We start from the raw sequence: 15,863 nt of genomic DNA on the forward strand, positions 1-15,863 counted from the left end.
AGATCCGAATTCGCGGCAGGTGTCCTGAACCGGTTGGCTCAGGAGACCTGCCGCCGCAGGACGGAATCGTCCTGTGAGTCGCCGACGGGATATGTCGAACGTGACGCCAGTCAGGTTGATGATCGACGGTGAACCCATTCCAACCCGCCTGAAAGAAATGCTCAATAGTCAGTTTTGAAATTGAGCAGATTGCTCAGAATGTGCGATTCGTCGGTACAGTGGGCTGAACGTTTCGAGCATGTAATGGGGGTCACAGACGATGACGGAGAAGACACGCAGGATCGCCGACGCTCTCGATGCGCGCATCCTCCTCGAACTCGTGCGACAGCCACGATCCACGGTCGCCGGTCTCGCCCAACGGCTCCAGGTTGCCAGGAACACCGCGCAGGCCAGACTCACCCGCCTCGAGGACGAGGGCCTGCACTCCTTCGACCACCGAGTCGACACTGCCGGGCTCGGATATCCCCTCCGGGCACACGTCCTGGCGAACCTCAAACAGCGCAAACTCGATCAGGTCGGCGCCGAACTCGCCCGAATCCCAGAGGTCCTCGAGGTCATCGGAGTCTCGGGCACTGCCGACACCCTCATCCAGGTCGTCGCCCGGGACACCGATGACCTGTACCGCATCGCCGGGCGGATCCTGTCGATCCCCGGCGTCAAACGCACACGCACACTCGTGTCGATGAAGCAGATGGTGGAATACCGAGTGACTCCGCTGCTGCGCCGCACGATTGCGAAGCGCTGAGGCCCTCACTCGGCGGATGAATTCCGCCCGCCAGCGGCACGAATCTCACCCACTTCGACGAATTCCGGCAATAATTGTTCTCAGACGTGTCGAATCGACGTGAACTCGGTCGTCTCAATGATGAGCGATCGAAACGCGATCGCACCTGAGATGAACGGAGTTCAATCATGCGCTACTCACTGGTCTTCCACGCACCCGAACCTCAAGAAGGCGGACCCCAGCCCTCCGCCGAGGTGATGGCCGAGATGCAGAAGCTGATGTCCGACTACGCTGATGCCCTCTACTCCGCGGGAGTCTTCATCGCCGCAGAGATGCTTGAACCGCAGCAGGCGACAACCACCGTCACCCGCCGAGGTGGCTCTGTCGTCATCGAGGATGGTCCCTTCGCAGCAGCGAAGGAGGCCCTGGCCGGAGTCTTCGTCATCGACGTCGAGAGCCGCGACGCGGCTCTGGCGTGGGCAGAGAAGTTCCCCGGCACGAGCTACGGAGTCATCGAGGTCAGAGCGGCGGCAGTCTCCTATATAGACGGACGTTGGGTGCAGCCCTGAACGAACATCGGGACCCGATCGATCGGGCGATGATCCTCTCCCAGGACGGCTGGGGGCGGATCATCGCCCTCATCGCTGCCGCCGACGGGGACTTGGCCGGCGCCGAGGATGCCCTGAGTTCGGCTCTCGAACGCGCAGTTCGCGTGTGGCGGGAGCAGGGAGTGCCGACCAATCCCGAGGGGTGGCTCTACCGGGTTGCCCTCAATGCACGACGCGACGTGTGGAAGTCGGCCGCGGCCCGCACCTCGGCGGCCTTGGATCCCGAGGTTCATGATGGTGCCGATCTAGGTAACCACGACAGGTCCGCGTCCCACGGCGCAGGCCAGCCGGCTGCAGCCCACCTGGTCGCTCCAGCGGATCCTGATGCCCTGCCCGATCGTCGTCTCGAAGTGCTGGGCGCGTGTGCTCATCCGGACATCGAGCCGGGAGTCCGGCCGCTGCTCATGCTCTCTGCGGTCATGGGCATGACCGGGACGCAGATCGCTGCAGGAATGGCCCTGCCTGCAGCGACGGTCGCTGCGCGGCTGACTCGGGCGAAGAAGCGCATCGCCGCCTTGGGCATCGGTTTCGGCCTGCCAGATCGCACCGAGCTCGAAGCTCGCCTGCCCGACATCCATGAGGCGATCTACGGTGCCTTCGCCATCGACTGGGTGCATGCGGCGAGCGAACCACGCGATGGCATCATCGGCGAGACCCTCTATCTCTCCCGACTGCTCGCCGAGCTGTGTCCCTCCGATGGGGAATCACACGGCCTCGCGGCCCTCATCCACCTCTCTGCCGCCAGGTTCCCGGCCCGCCGCAGCCCAGACGGAGAGTTCGTACCCCTCGGCGATCAGGACCCGGGCAGTTGGGACTCCGTACTCATCGCCAGGGGCGAGGATCATCTGCGGGCAGTGCAGGGCAGCGGCGAGATCGGTCGCTTCGGTCTGCAGGCTGCGATCCAGATCCTCCACATGTCCGGTGTGCGCAGCGGAAGCACCGATTGGCCGATGCTGCTGCGCCTGCACGACGATGTGGAGCGGATGGCGCCCAGCCTCGGCGGAGCTGTGGCGAGAGCCGCGGTGATTGCTGAGATCGACGGCCCGAAGGCTGGTCTGGCTGAACTCGACACTCTGGACGGCCCCAGTAGTGGTGAGCCCCCTGTCGGAGAGAATGCGTTCTCCTCCGCACGCGTCGACTCGTTCCAGCCGACGTGGGCATTGCGCGCACACCTGCTCGCCCGTGCCGGGCAGGGGCAGGAGGCCCAAAACGCCTATCGCCGTGCCATCGAGCTGACCACCGACCCTGCCGAACGCGCCTACCTCGAGGCCCGATCACTCGAGGCTCAATCCTGCCGCTAACCCGCACAATCGAAGTCACCTGGGAACGGGATCGATCGAAGTTTCAGAGCCCTGCTTCAAAGTCGAGCTTTGAAACTTCGATCGATCCCTTACCTCTGAGGCGACGCATCCCACCCGCACCCGAACCCGCACGACGCAGCACCCAGACACGAAACAGCCCTCCACCTTGGCCCCGAAGGGTCCCGGTGAAGGGCTGTTGTTCACTGTGCGCGAGGGGGGACTTGAACCCCCACGACCTTGCGATCACTGGCACCTGAAGCCAGCGCGTCTACCAATTCCGCCACTCGCGCGAACAAGAGAAAACTCTAGCATCGCGGCCGGGAAGAATGAAACCGAGTTCGGTCGAAACACCCAAAACGTGTCGACGCTCACACCCACCACCCCCTGCACCACCCGCGTTTCGTGACCCAGCACTCATTTCCGGTAACATCGGCGCTCGTCACAGGCTCATGGAGTACTCAGCGACAATCTCTAAACTGGGCGACTGCCGGGAATCCGAACAGACCTCGGCCCCGAAATACCTAGTGACGTGAGTTGAGAGCCTCACCGCGTTAGGATTGGGTGTTGATGTCTCCGTTTCGGTGTTCCTTTCCGAACTCGGATTCACCAGGACAGACTCGTTCGGGCGCATGCGTCCGGGCTGGTGGCGAACGGTTCGTCACGCGCACGACACCTGGAAGAGGAGGTGCCATGGGGATTCTCGATCGTTTCGAGAAGGGATTGGAGAATGTCGTCAACGGCGCCTTCGCCAAAGCGTTCCGCTCACAGGTGGAACCGGTCGAATTGGCCGGCGCGCTGCGACGCGAAGCCGATAACAAGGCCGCTGTGGTCTCACGCGGACGAACACTGACGGCAAACCACTACAGCATCGAACTGTCTCCCACAGATTTCGACCGTCTCTCTGGTCTCGAGAACGAACTTCGCTCCGACCTGCGACAGGTCATCGGCGATCACGCGGTCGAGCAGGCCTACAGCTTCGTCGGTCCCGTCTCCGTCGAGTTCGTCGAGGCAGAAGACCTCGACACCGGAATGTACCGAGTCGTCTCCAGCACTCAGCGACCCGACGGCTCACACGCAGCCCAACCGGCCAACCGCGGCGGCTATGACCCCGTGTCCCGCTCACACAACATCGTGGGCGAAGGACAGGCCAACTCCGGATCACGTCCGGTCCCACCCAGACGCACACCCGAACCAGCACCGGCCCGACCGGCGGCCACCAGCCGCCCGGCATCGGCCCCCGTGCGACAGGCAGCACCAGCACGGTCGCGCACCATCAGCGCCAGCGTGACCATCCACGGTCAGGACTACGAGCTGCACCAGGGCACGAACGTCTTCGGACGGTCCTCCTCCAGCTCCGACTACGTCATCGATGACCCCGGCGTCTCCCGCCGACACTTCGAGATCACCGTCGAACGTGACCATGCGGTCGCCAACGACCTCGGATCAACCAACGGCACCCTTCTGCGCGGACGCAAGCTCACCTCGGCGAACCTCTCCGACGGTGATGTCCTCATGGCCGGAGACGCAGAGGTGCGCTACCACGAGAACGAACAGGACGCCCAGTGAGCGAGTTCACCGTCACCGTCTTCCGGTTCGCCTTCTTCATCATCCTCTGGCTCTTCGTCCTCGGTGTTGCCGGCGTCCTGCGCCGCGACATCTTCGGTGCCAGGAAGGGTCCCCGGAAGTCTCGCCGAGGTGGCCGGGCCTCCCGTAATGCAGCGCCGACCCCTGCCCCGAGCAGACCGGCGCCGGCACCGGCTCCTACGCCCTCTCCGGCGCGACAGCATGCTCATCCGGGCTCCATTCGGGTCACCGGTGGGCCCTTGGCCGGGACACTGGTCACGCTCTCCGGAGCACCAGTGACCTTCGGACGAGCTCCGGACAATACGATCGTCATCAGCGATGACTTCGCGTCCAGCCATCATGCGCGAATCGTGGCCTCCAACGGCTCCTGGGTCCTCGAGGACCTCGGTTCGACCAACGGCACGATCGTCGACGGCTCGCCCATGCATTCGCCCATCAGTCTGCGAATCGGCACCCAGATCACCATCGGCCATACGACGTTGGAGACCCAATCGTGACGACCGACGGTACGATCACCCTCCGCTCAGCAGCCCGGTCTCACACCGGGCTGGTGCGTAAGAACAACCAGGACTCCGGCTATGCGGGTCCGAATTTTCTGCTCATCGCGGATGGAATGGGCGGACACGCCGGCGGTGACGTCGCCTCGGCGATCACCGTGTCCCGGCTGGCCGACCTCGATCGTGAACCCAGCGGCGAGGATGCGCTGGAGATCCTGCGCACCTCGATCCTGGAGGCCAACGACCGCATCTGCCGCGGCGTCGCCGAACAGCCCGAGCTCGCCGGCATGGGCACCACAGTCACCGCACTGCTGCGCGCTCCCGGCAACCGCTTCGCCTTAGCCCACATCGGCGACTCCCGCGGCTATGTGCTGCGCGACGGCGAACTGCAGACCGTCACCCATGACCACACCTTCGTCCAGATGCTCGTCGACGAAGGCCGCATCACCCCGGACGAGGCCGAAACACACCCGCAGCGTTCCGTTGTCATGAAGGTCCTCGGCGACGTCGGGGCCTCCCCCGACCTCGACCTGACCCTGCGTGAGGCTCACGTCGGCGACCGGTGGATGCTCTGCTCGGACGGGCTCACAGGCTTCGCCGACGTCGATGACATCGCCCGCGTTCTCTCCGAGGTCTCCGACCCCGACGAATGCTGCCGTCAGCTCATCGATCTGGCCCTGGCCGGCGGCGGCGCCGACAATGTCACCGTCGTCATCGGCGACGTGCTCGAAGGCACCCTCGACACCGTTCAGGGCAGCTCCGTGGGCTCCGTCCACCTCAACCCGAAGTACGCCACCATCGGCATGAACACCGATGTCGACGAGCCCGCTGCTGAGACTCAGCCCCACTACGGCAACGGCGACATTCCCACCGACACCGTGCCCCTGCAGACGGTGTCCGGTTCCGATAAGCAGGAGCCCACCGCCGAGGTGGTTCCCCCTTCCCAGCGCACCGACTCGGAGTCGTCCGACAGGGACGCACCCGCCGAGGAGGATGACCTCGACGCTGACGACGACGAGGTGGAAAAGCGGTCCTACCTGGGCTGGATCATCGCAGCGATCGTCATCGTCGCAATCGCGGTGGGCGGGTTCTTCGCCTATAACTACGTGAGCAACCACTACTACCTGACGAACCAAGATGGAAAGGTCACCCTCTACCGGGGCCTCGACACGACTCTGGGACCCATCGAACTCAGTCAGCTCGAAGACACCACCGACATCGAAGTCGGGACCCTCAACAGCTTTTCGCAGGATCGTCTGCGCGGCTCCATTCAGGCCGATTCCCGTGATGAGGCCGATCGCATCATTGATAACCTGCGACAGGAAGCCGATAAGTCCGGTACCGTCTCCGGCAATGTCGAGGATGCCGGAAGTCCCAGCGATCCCGCGCCCTCACCGCCGAGTTCCCAAGCGGTCGATCCCAGTGATGCCATCACTGAGGAGTCACAGTAATGTCCGAGAACCCCAACCAAGGCGCACGGCCACGGCCTTATCGCTTTGCTGAGCTCGGCCTCCTCATCCTCGCGATCGCGGTCTCCACGAGCGCCTATGCACTTGTAGGGCTCGGCACCGAGGACACGATTCCCGCCAACGTCTATCAGTATGCGGCGTGGTTGGCCGCGCTGGGCCTCATCATCCACGTCGTCGTGTGGTGGAAGGCCAAGTACGCCGACCCCGTCCTCGTCCCGATCGCCGTCCTGCTCAACGGCTTGGGCCTGGCCATGATCTACCGCGTCGACCTGGGTCGGGATGAGTATCAGAACAGCGGAGTCACTCAGCTGATCTGGATGACCTTGGGCGTGGCCCTGGCCGTCGGCATCATCATCTTCTTAGGTGACCACCGGTGGCTGCGCCGCTACACCTTCCTCTCGGGGTTCGCTGCGCTGATCTTCCTCCTGCTCCCGCTGATTCCCGGCCTGGGCAAGACGGTCAACGGCGCACGCATCTGGATCGGCATCGGCCCGATGTCCTTCCAGCCCGGTGAGATCGCGAAGATCCTGCTGGCCATCTTCTTCGCTGGCTACCTCGTGTCCTACCGTGACCAGCTGGTTCTGGCCGGGCCGAAGATCCTCGGCATCCGCTTCCCGCGCCTGCGAGACTTCGGCCCCATCGTCATCGCCTGGGTCGCCAGCGTCGGCATCCTTGTCTTCGAAAGAGACTTGGGAACCTCGCTGCTGTTCTTCGGCCTGTTTGTGGCCATGCTCTATGTGGCGACAAGCAAGGTCTCCTGGATCATCCTCGGACTCGGTTTCTTCGCCGTCGGTGCGGTCACCGCGACCTTCCTCTTCGACCACGTCGGGCAGCGCGTGGACGGCTGGCTCAACGCCCTGACCGCTGAGGAGTACAACAAGACTCCAGGCGGGTCGTATCAGCTGGTCCAAGGCCTGTTCGGCATGTCCAACGGCGGTCTGACCGGCACCGGACTCGGCGAGGGCCGACCAAATATGGTCCCCTATGCGGAATCTGACTTCATCTACGCCAGCCTCGGCGAAGAGTTGGGCATGGCCGGACTCTTCGTCATCCTGCTCTGCTACCTCTTCATCTTCCAACGCGGCATCAAGACCGCCCAGCAGCTGCGCGACGGATTCGGCACCCTGCTCGCCACGGGCTTGAGCTTCACGATCGCCCTGCAGGTCTTCGTCGTCGTCGGCGGCGTCACCCGCCTCATCCCCCTCACGGGTCTGACCACGCCGTTCCTTGCCCAAGGCGGGTCGTCTCTGATCGCGAACTGGATGATCATCGCCCTGCTCCTGCGCATCTCCGACAATGCCAGGCGCCCAGTGGAGGAATTCCACACCGGCGTCCTCAAGATCACGGAGGATCCCGAGGAACCCACCGCCTCGGCGCGGGGAGCCGGAACCCGCAACGACACGAAACGTGTCGAGGGGGCGCGCGAACACGCGGCGGGCAGCCTCGCGACCGACCGGACCACCAGTGACGACGCACCGACGACCAACCTCGGCGCCGCCGATCTTAAGACCACCGGGTCCGATGAGGACCCGACGACGAATCTGGGCACTACCGGAGGTGAACGATGAAGAGACCACTGACACACATCAGCATCGTCGGGTTCGTCATGTTCGCGCTCCTGTTCGGCTCCACGAGCTGGGTGCAGTTCGTCACCGCCGACTCGCTGAACAACAATGCGCTGAATAACCGCAAGGTCCTCGATCAGCTGGCCCGCGACCGGGGTCCGATCCTCGTCGACGGCAAGCCGATCGCCTACTCCGAACCGGTCGACGACAAGTACAAGTTCCAGCGCAAGTACGGCGCTGAGGGCCTCAACCCCCGCGCGTACGCCTCAATGACCGGGTACTACTCCATCGTCTCGGGAGCCTCGGGCATGGAACGCGCGTCCGGAGACTACCTCTCCGGCGATTCCGACGCCCTGTTCTACGACAAGGTCGGCAGCCTGTTCACCGGCGAGCAGCCGCGCGGAGCGGCCGTGGAGCTCACGATCGACCCGAAGGTGCAGCAGGCCGCGTGGGACGGCCTGGGCAACCAGAACGGTGCCGCCGTGGCATTGGACCCGAAGACCGGCAAGATCCTCGCCATGGCCTCGACGCCGGGCTGGGATCCCAACCCGATTGCCAGCCATGACTCCGAGACGGCGCAGTCCGCCTTCGAGGAGCTCAACAACGCTGAGGGCAAGCCTGCCTACAACCGCGCGATCGGCGGCAACCTGTACCCACCGGGCTCGACATTCAAGGTCCTCGTGGCCGCGGCCGCACTGGAATCAGGCGACTACAAGCCGGATTCGACCCTGAACGGTCCGGCGGAACTCGACCTGCCCCAGACAACTTCCACCATCGGCAACTCCCATCCAGGAGCCTGCCGCAACGGAGGGCAACCGACGCTGGCCGATTCCCTCGCCGAATCCTGCAACACCTCGTTCGCCTCACTCGGCATGGATCTGGGCGAGGACGCGATCAAGGAGCAGGCGGAGAAGTTCGGCTTCGGCCAGGACATGGAGATTCCGCTCAAGGTCAGCCCGTCCACGTTCCCCGACAACCTCAATCCGCCCCAGCTGGCGCAGTCCTCGCTGGGTCAGTACGAGGTCAGGTCCACGCCGATGCAGATGGCGATGATGACCGCGGGGATCGCCAACGGCGGCAAGATGATGAAGCCTCAGCTTGTCGACCGGGTGCTCAACGCGAACACCCTCGAACCCATCAAGGAGATGCGTCCGGCGCAGAAGTCTCGGCCTGTCTCAGGCAAAACCGCCGATCAGCTCACCACCATGATGGAAGGCGTTGTCGAGGATGGAACCGCCTCGGTGGCCAAGATGGACGGAACGAAGGTCGCCGCGAAGACCGGTACCGCGCAGCACGGACCCGGTGCGGCCCCGCACGCCTGGTTCATCTCATTCGCCCCAGCCGATGATCCGAAGATCGCAGTGGCGGTCGTCGTGGAGAACGGCGGAAACGCGGGCAACGAAGCTTATGGAGCGACGGTCGCAGGACCGATCGCCAAGAACATGATGGAAGCGGTGGTCGAAAAATGAGACCCGTCGAAGGCACACTGTTGGGAAACCGATACAAGCTCACCTCTCGCATCGCCGTGGGCGGTATGGGTGAGGTCTGGAAGGGCGTCGACTCCGTGCTCGGCCGTGAGATCGCAGCGAAGATCCTCAAGGACGAATACCTCTCGGACACCACCTTCCTCGCACGCTTCCGCGCCGAGGCGCAGAACATGGGCCGCGCATCCGACCCCGGAATCGCCGGCGTCTTCGACTACGGCGACGAGCAGGGATCCCCCTATCTCGTCATGGAGTACGTGCCCGGCGAGGCACTGTCGGCGATCATCGAACGCAGCGCACCCCTGTCGGAGACGGACACTCTGAGCATCGTCTCCCAGTCCGCGCAGGCGCTGGGTGCGGCCCACAAGGTCGGCGTCATCCACCGCGACATCAAACCCGGCAACATCCTCATGACACCGGACTTCCGGGTCAAGATCACCGACTTCGGCATCGCCCGAGTCACAGACCAGGCTCCGCTGACGAAGACCGGTCAGGTCATGGGCACCGCCCAGTACCTGGCACCGGAGCAGGCCACGGGCAAGGGCTCGGGCTCCGGCTCCGACCTCTACGCCCTGGGAATCATCGCCTATGAGGCACTGGCCGGGCAGCGTCCGTTCACCGGTGACTCGCAGGTCGCGATCGCCATCGCCCAGGTCAATCAGCAGCATCCGCCGCTGCCGGACACGGTGTCCGAACCGCTGCGTCGCTTCGTCGACTGCCTCCTGGAGAAGAAGCCCGAGCGCAGGCCCTCGGATGCCATGGCCGTGTCCCGAGCCGCCGATGCGCTGGCCGCCGGCGATGTCGCCGGTGCCGAGCAGATTCTGCCGCAGATGGTGCTGGGCAGCGCCGCCTCCGAGGCATTGACCCAGGTCTTCAACAACCCCGAACCCGTGCCGACGACCAAGGCGATGCCGGTCACTGCGTCCAATGAGGAGACTCGCGTCTACCCGGGCGCCGCTGCCGCAGGTGTCGCCGGTGCCGGTGCGACAGGAGCCGCTGGGGTTGGGACTGCGAATGGCAGCGAACTCGATGCGGAGAACGCAGAGGACAAGGAACTCGACGAGAAGCAGTCGAAGAAGGGCCGCGCCCTCATCTGGATCCTCGCGATCATCGCGCTCATCGCCGTCGGTTCGCTGCTGTGGTTCTTCCTCGGCGGGGGCAATGCCGAACCCGAGCCGGACCCCAGCACCAGCGCGCCTACTACTTCCGAGGCCGCGAAGACGATCGAGATCGACAAGAGCGATTACATCGGACTCACCGAATCCTCGGCGACTCAGAACCTCGAACAGCAGGGCCTGGAAGCCGATACCCAGACCATCGAGTCCTCCCGCGCTGCGGGCACGGTCGCCGATGTCGGCGAGGGCGAGAACGGCTACACCTTCGAAGAGGGCGACACCGTCACGCTCTACATCTCCTCAGGTCCGGCCGAGGAACCGGTGGAGACCGAGGAACCTGAGCCCAGCAGCACTCCCACGCCGTCAGAGACCAGCGGCGACGATGGTTCGGGTTCCGACAACGGTTCCGGCTCCGACAACGGCGGCTCCTCGAGCGATGACAACAGCAGCTCGAACGACAGCGGTTCCAGTTCCGACAACGGATCGAGCAACGATTCCGGCAACGGCTCGTCAAGTGACTCAGACACCTCTGGTTCGGGCTCGAACGGTTCCGACAACGGATCGAACTCGAATGGCTCTGACAGCGGTTCGGACAGCGGATCCGGCAACGGATCGGACGCTACGGGCAACGGCGGATCGAACCCATCCAGTGGCAACAACGGGAACTCGAGTGCCGGAGCGAACCTGGACGAGGCGATCTTTGGTTGACATCATGCGCTGAGAAGACGAGTAATCTACATGACATGCGGAGTACTTTCCCACGACGTGGGTGAACCAAGCGGAGGACCAGAATGAATGAACCCAAGGTGCTGTCGGGGCGATACGAAGTTCGTGCGCTCCTCGGCCGTGGGGGCATGGCAGAAGTGCACGAGGGCGTCGACAACCGACTCGGTCGACGCGTCGCGATCAAACTTCTGCGGTCCGATCTCGCCCGCGATCCCTCGTTCCACACACGTCTCAAGCGTGAGGCTCAGTCCGCCGCAGGGCTGAACCATCCGGGTATCGTCGCCGTCTACGACTCCGGCGAAGAGGACTTCGTCGAAACCGGCGGCTCCAGCGTCTCCGTGCCGTTCATCGTCATGGAATACGTCGAGGGTCAGACCCTGCGCGAGGTCCTCAACGAACACGGCACCCTGACCATCGACGAGGCGCTCAACGTCGTCGCCGGTGTGCTCGCGCCGCTCGAGTACTCCCACCGCAACGGCATCGTCCACCGCGACATCAAACCCGCCAACGTCATGCTCACCCCCGAGGGTGACATCAAGGTGATGGACTTCGGCATCGCCCGCGCGCTCAAGGACAACAGCGGCCTGACCCAGACGCAGTCCGTCGTGGGCACCGCCCAGTACCTGTCCCCCGAACAGGCCCGCGGTGAGGTCGTCGACGCCCGCTCCGACCTGTACTCGACGGCGTGCCTGCTCTATGAGCTCCTCGTCGGCCGTCCCCCGTTCGTCGGTGATTCGCAGCTCGCGGTCGCCTACCAGCACGTGGGTGAGACGCCGAAGCCTCCGAGCTTCTACAATCCCAATGTTCCCCCCGAGGTCGATCGCCTCCTCATGCATTCCCTGCTCAAGGACCGCGACGAGCGCTACCAGGACGCCTACATCTTCCGTGAAGACGTTCTCGCGGCCCGTGACGGCCGTCCGCTGAGCTTCGATGACGACATGGATCGCACCCAGGCGTTCCCGATGGCCGGGGCCATGATGGGTCCCCCGCAGTACGCCCAGGACTCCGAGGTCGACCCGGAGACGGGTGCCGTGTCGACGATCATGGCCAAGCAGGACGAAGCACCACCGCCGAGGCGGTCACGTGCCTGGATCTGGATCGGCAGCATCTTCGTGCTGTTGGCTCTGGCCGCAATCGCACTGTGGGTCTACGAGATCAACAAACCACCGGACATCATCCAGGTCGAGGTCACGGACGTGGCCAATATGAATGCCGACGAGGCAGAATCCGCCCTGATCGAACAAGGCCTGAGAGTCGACCGTGATGAGGCGTACAGCGAAGACGTCGACGAGGGCAAGGCCATCAAGACCGACCCCGCCGGCGGTCAGCGAGTTGAGCAGGACAGCGTCGTGAAGCTGGTCATCTCCTCCGGCCCTGAGAGCGTCAAGGTCCCCGATGTCTCCGGCAAGTCTGAGGAGAGCGCTCGCAAGGTCCTCAATGACGCCAAGCTGCAGGCTGGCACGCACATCTCACAGAACTCTCCGGACGTCGAGAAGGGCGTCGTCATCGAGACGAAACCCGGCAACGGCTCCGAGGTGGATGTGGATTCCAACGTCGACCTGGTCGTATCCTCGGGAATGGTCGAGGTCCCCGATGTGACAGGCAAGTCCGCAAAGGAAGCCTGCGAGATCCTTGAGGGCGATGACTACCAGTTGGGGTGCAAGACCGAAGAGGTCGAGACCGCCGACGAGCCGGCCAAGAAGGTCTTCGAGCAGTCGTCCAGCGGCGGCAGCGAGGTCAAGCAGGGCACGGAGATCACCGTCAAGGTTGCCAAGAAGCCACCGGAGGAGCCTTCGTCGCCGAGCATCCCGTCGATCCCTGGTGGAATCCCCACCTCACCGTCTGACGACGGTGGCAGCGACGATGAGGGCAATGACACCGGCGGTAGCGGTGGTAACGACAATGGCGGCAACGACGATAATAAGGACGACGACAGTTCCATGGGTCCCGGTGACGTGGGCGGCCTGTTCGACGGTTTCTCAGACGCCAGCTGAACCGGCCGCCAGCTTAAGCGCCAGCTGAACTGACCAACTGAACCGACCAGTTGAACTGACGACCAGCCTGTCCACCTATGGTGTGGGCACCCGCCCTCAGGACAAGGTGATGAACAGGTCTGTACGCAGGTCCGCGGGGTCCATGTCGGGGTTCGGTTCGGTCACGTAGACCTCGAAGAACGGCAGCCCGGGATGGTGCCCCGCATCGACGGCAGCCTTCGTGAACACCGCCCAGGCCTCACCGAGGCCGTCGTATCCTCCGGTGTGACTCATGGCTGCGATCGATCCCCCAGGCAGCTGAGAGGGGATCGCGATGAGGTCCCTGCTCAGAGGCAGGGCCTGGGTCAGTCCCGAGGTCAGCGGAAGCCCGATCTCCAGGTCAACAGTGTCGCTGGGCTGGCGCGTGTACAGTGCGAACGCAGGACCGGCGATCTCCATCTCGGCCTCCTGCAGTGTAGGAAACAGCCCGGTGAACGTGGCATCGAAGAGTGCCGGAAGGTCCTCCATGGCGACGTTCCTGGCCTCCACGACGGCCGTGGGGATCTCGGACGCCTCGAACACGGTGAGTTCGGAGAATGGCTCGGTGCGGTTGAAACTCGACTCTGGCATCAGTGGTCCTCTCGGTTCCGCCTGCCGGCCCAGCCCCACCTCGGCGAGCTTTCGGGGTCTCCCGGGGATGGCAAGCGGTGCTGGATCTCTTGGTGACTCACAATCCTAATGCGGCGAGAGAGCCACAGGAAGAGCGTGAGCGCAGATGCCTGTCGCGACGGCTGAAGCGGTGCTGGCTTATGCGGGTGTGCCGGCCGGCACGGACTTCGCTGCAATCGCCGATGCCATGGGCGACATCGTCGCGGCCTGTGAGGCCGCGCCCTCGATGCCGCAGACCTCGAGCCAGTTGCCCAGCATCAGGTAGCCGCATTCGGTGAGGACCGACTCCGGATGGAACTGCACTCCGAACAAGGGCTGCTCACGATGTTCGATGGCCATGACGACGCCGTCCTCGGTGCGGGCCGTGACCACGAACTTCTCGAGGTCGATCGTCTCATCGACGATTGCCAGCGAGTGGTACCTGGTCACCGTCAGAGGATTCTTGCAGCCGAAGAAGATGCCCTGGCTGTCGTGGGTGATGACGGAGGTCTTGCCGTGCATGAGCACCGGCGAGTGGGTCACCGTGGCGCCGAAGACCTCGCCCAGCGCCTGGTGGCCCAGGCAGACTCCGAACACCGGAGTGCCCGAGGACTCCGCCCACGCGATGAGGGCCGGGCAGACTCCCGACTCGGCGGGGACACCCGGGCCTGGGGACAGGAGGACTCCGTCGTATTCGGCTGCCAGGGCCACGACAGCCTCGGCGGTCATATCGTCATTGCGGATGACATGAGTCTCGGCGCCGAGCTCACGGACGTAGGACACGAGCGTATAGACGAAGCTGTCGTAGTTGTCGACGACGAGGATCTTTGTCATTGGCCACCGCTTCCGTCAGTCACTGTTGCGTTGTTGAAGGGCATGTAGGGGGCGACGACCGGGAAGACGTACTGCATGAGCAGCAGCACCACGGCCGCGATGAGGATGAGGGCGAAGATGAGTTTGACGAACCAGTTGCCCGGGAGCAGACGCCAGATCAGACCGTACATTCTCAGGCACCACCGTTCTTGCTGACCTTGTCGTAGGCCTTCGAGTCCTTGATGTTGTCCGGGGCGCCATCGCCGGCCGGGGTCCAGTCGGTGAGCTCGGCGTAGGCGACGTAGCGCTCCCTGGCCGAGAACATCGGGTTGCAGGCCGTCATCGTGAGAATCCGGTCCTTGCCCTTGAACTTGGGTTCGTTGGGAACCGGGGCGAGAACCTCGACGGCGTCGGGAAGGATGATGTCGAAGTTGCGGAACGTGTAAGTGTAGAAGCCGTCCTTGGTCTGGACGATGATCTCATCGCCGGGGCGCAGCTGCGCGATCTGGTTGAGCGGCTTGCCGTAGGTGACGCGGTGGCCGGCGATCGAGAAGTTGCCGACCTCTCCGGGCATCGCCGAGTTCGGGTACCTGCCCACGCCCATCCGGTTGAGGACGGGTTCGAGATCGACACCCTCGGCGACGGTGCGGTAGTAGTCATCGCCGAAACGTGGAATGTAGAAGATTCCGAACGCGCTGTTCTTCTCCACCGGATCCGCCACGACAGGTTCGTCCGGGTCATCGGGAAGCTCGTTGGGATCCTGGTTCTGCCAGTCCTGGGCCAACTTGTCGGCGAGCTGCTCGTTGTCCCGGTTGGCCTCGATATCGGTCCACCACAGCTGCCAGACCACGAACAGGATGAGGACCATTCCGGCCGTGATGCAGAGCTCGCCGAAGGTGCGGATGGTGCCGCGAACGGGGCCCAGTGGCTCACGTTCCGGTTTCTGCCTCCGCCGATTGGTGCGACGACTGCCCTCGCCGGGTGCACTGTAGCCCGCAACGGCCGCACCCGCATAGGCGCCGAGGTTGGGGTTCGTTTCACTGCTGACCGGCTGCTGCACCTGGGTGGAGTCGGTGTACGCGGGCGGGGCGTCGGAGTAGACGGCAGTCGGGGCACCGTTGGCCGCGGCCGCTTCGGCTTCGCGGCGCCGAAGTTCACGGCGACTGGGAAGTGGCTGATCGGTTCCTGCCTGTGAGCCCGTCCCGGGATGCGAACCTGCTCCGGAGTTCTGGCCCCCGCCAAGCTCGGGTGCGGTGCTCATGGGTTCTGTGGCCGGGCTGGCTTCGCGTCCGCGGTACCCGCCCTGAGCGGGGTACTGGTCGTGAGCCGGGTGATGGGAGGAGTTCTGCCTCTGAG

At 64.2% G+C, this 15,863-nt stretch carries 14 protein-coding genes and 1 tRNA gene; 10 read left to right on the forward strand and 5 right to left on the reverse strand.

Translation table 11 applies throughout. The features are described 5' to 3' along the window. The first annotated feature begins 259 nt into the window (after positions 1 to 259). The 3 genes from BAUR9175_RS02195 (at position 260) to BAUR9175_RS02205 (ending at position 2,633) form a co-directional block, all read left to right on the forward strand. Positions 260 to 745, forward strand: coding sequence for an Lrp/AsnC family transcriptional regulator (locus BAUR9175_RS02195; protein ID WP_009884712.1), 486 nt, complete (start codon positions 260 to 262; stop codon positions 743 to 745). 167 nt (positions 746 to 912) lie between these two features. Further along, positions 913 to 1,293, forward strand: coding sequence for a YciI family protein (locus BAUR9175_RS02200; RefSeq protein ID WP_009884711.1), 381 nt, complete (start codon positions 913 to 915; stop codon positions 1,291 to 1,293). Beyond that, complete coding sequence (locus tag BAUR9175_RS02205; RefSeq protein ID WP_180959193.1) at positions 1,278 to 2,633, forward strand: RNA polymerase sigma factor; 1,356 nt, start codon at positions 1,278 to 1,280, stop codon at positions 2,631 to 2,633. The genes BAUR9175_RS02200 and BAUR9175_RS02205 overlap by 16 nt, the downstream gene beginning before the upstream one ends. 206 nt (positions 2,634 to 2,839) lie before the next feature. On the opposite strand, the gene BAUR9175_RS02210 is transcribed toward BAUR9175_RS02205, so the two are convergent. After that, positions 2,840 to 2,923: transfer RNA gene (locus BAUR9175_RS02210), tRNA-Leu, on the reverse strand. Between the two features lie 400 nt (positions 2,924 to 3,323). Between BAUR9175_RS02210 and BAUR9175_RS02215 the strand changes: the two genes are divergently transcribed. The 7 genes from BAUR9175_RS02215 to pknB all read left to right on the forward strand — a co-directional run bounded on the left by BAUR9175_RS02215 (position 3,324) and on the right by pknB (position 13,067). After that, the gene (locus BAUR9175_RS02215; RefSeq protein ID WP_069599132.1) at positions 3,324 to 4,199 is read left to right on the forward strand and encodes an FHA domain-containing protein; all 876 of its coding nucleotides are present in this window, start codon (positions 3,324 to 3,326) and stop codon (positions 4,197 to 4,199) included. Then, on the forward strand, positions 4,196 to 4,714 hold the full coding sequence (locus BAUR9175_RS02220) for an FHA domain-containing protein FhaB/FipA (RefSeq protein WP_009884841.1): 519 nt from the start codon (positions 4,196 to 4,198) through the stop codon (positions 4,712 to 4,714). The genes BAUR9175_RS02215 and BAUR9175_RS02220 overlap by 4 nt, the downstream gene beginning before the upstream one ends. Then, positions 4,711 to 6,165 carry a PP2C family protein-serine/threonine phosphatase gene (locus BAUR9175_RS02225; RefSeq protein WP_069599131.1) on the forward strand — a complete coding sequence of 485 codons (1,455 nt, stop codon included), beginning with the start codon at positions 4,711 to 4,713 and terminating at the stop codon, positions 6,163 to 6,165. Before BAUR9175_RS02220 ends, BAUR9175_RS02225 begins: the two co-directional genes overlap by 4 nt. Beyond that, positions 6,165 to 7,751 (forward strand): FtsW/RodA/SpoVE family cell cycle protein, encoded by a 1,587-nt coding sequence (locus BAUR9175_RS02230; protein WP_096157853.1) that lies wholly within the window; start codon positions 6,165 to 6,167, stop codon positions 7,749 to 7,751. Before BAUR9175_RS02225 ends, BAUR9175_RS02230 begins: the two co-directional genes overlap by 1 nt. Then, entirely contained in the window at positions 7,748 to 9,217 is a 1,470-nt protein-coding gene (locus BAUR9175_RS02235; protein WP_009884838.1) for a peptidoglycan D,D-transpeptidase FtsI family protein, read from the forward strand. The genes BAUR9175_RS02230 and BAUR9175_RS02235 overlap by 4 nt, the downstream gene beginning before the upstream one ends. Further along, positions 9,214 to 11,055 (forward strand): protein kinase domain-containing protein, encoded by a 1,842-nt coding sequence (locus tag BAUR9175_RS02240; protein ID WP_069599129.1) that lies wholly within the window; start codon positions 9,214 to 9,216, stop codon positions 11,053 to 11,055. The genes BAUR9175_RS02235 and BAUR9175_RS02240 overlap by 4 nt, the downstream gene beginning before the upstream one ends. Before the next feature lie 83 nt (positions 11,056 to 11,138). Further along, entirely contained in the window at positions 11,139 to 13,067 is a 1,929-nt protein-coding gene (gene pknB, locus BAUR9175_RS02245; RefSeq protein WP_101582847.1) for a Stk1 family PASTA domain-containing Ser/Thr kinase, read from the forward strand. A gap of 96 nt (positions 13,068 to 13,163) precedes the next feature. On the opposite strand, the gene BAUR9175_RS02250 is transcribed toward pknB, so the two are convergent. From BAUR9175_RS02250 to BAUR9175_RS02260, 4 genes are all read right to left on the reverse strand, one after another. Beyond that, complete coding sequence (locus BAUR9175_RS02250) at positions 13,164 to 13,676, reverse strand: GyrI-like domain-containing protein (RefSeq protein WP_069599127.1); 513 nt, start codon at positions 13,674 to 13,676, stop codon at positions 13,164 to 13,166. Positions 13,677 to 13,853: 177 nt separating this feature from the next. After that, entirely contained in the window at positions 13,854 to 14,528 is a 675-nt protein-coding gene (locus BAUR9175_RS02255) for an anthranilate synthase component II (RefSeq protein WP_009884834.1), read from the reverse strand. Then, a complete protein-coding gene (locus tag BAUR9175_RS19295; RefSeq protein WP_009884833.1) occupies positions 14,525 to 14,698 on the reverse strand; it encodes a hypothetical protein in 174 nt (57 codons plus the stop codon). The genes BAUR9175_RS02255 and BAUR9175_RS19295 overlap by 4 nt, the downstream gene beginning before the upstream one ends. A gap of 2 nt (positions 14,699 to 14,700) precedes the next feature. Then, positions 14,701 to 15,768, reverse strand: coding sequence for a class E sortase (locus BAUR9175_RS02260; protein ID WP_069599126.1), 1,068 nt, complete (start codon positions 15,766 to 15,768; stop codon positions 14,701 to 14,703). Between the last annotated feature and the right edge of the window lie 95 nt (positions 15,769 to 15,863).

The organism is Brevibacterium aurantiacum (genome assembly GCF_900169065.1).
Taxonomy (GTDB): domain Bacteria; phylum Actinomycetota; class Actinomycetes; order Actinomycetales; family Brevibacteriaceae; genus Brevibacterium; species Brevibacterium aurantiacum.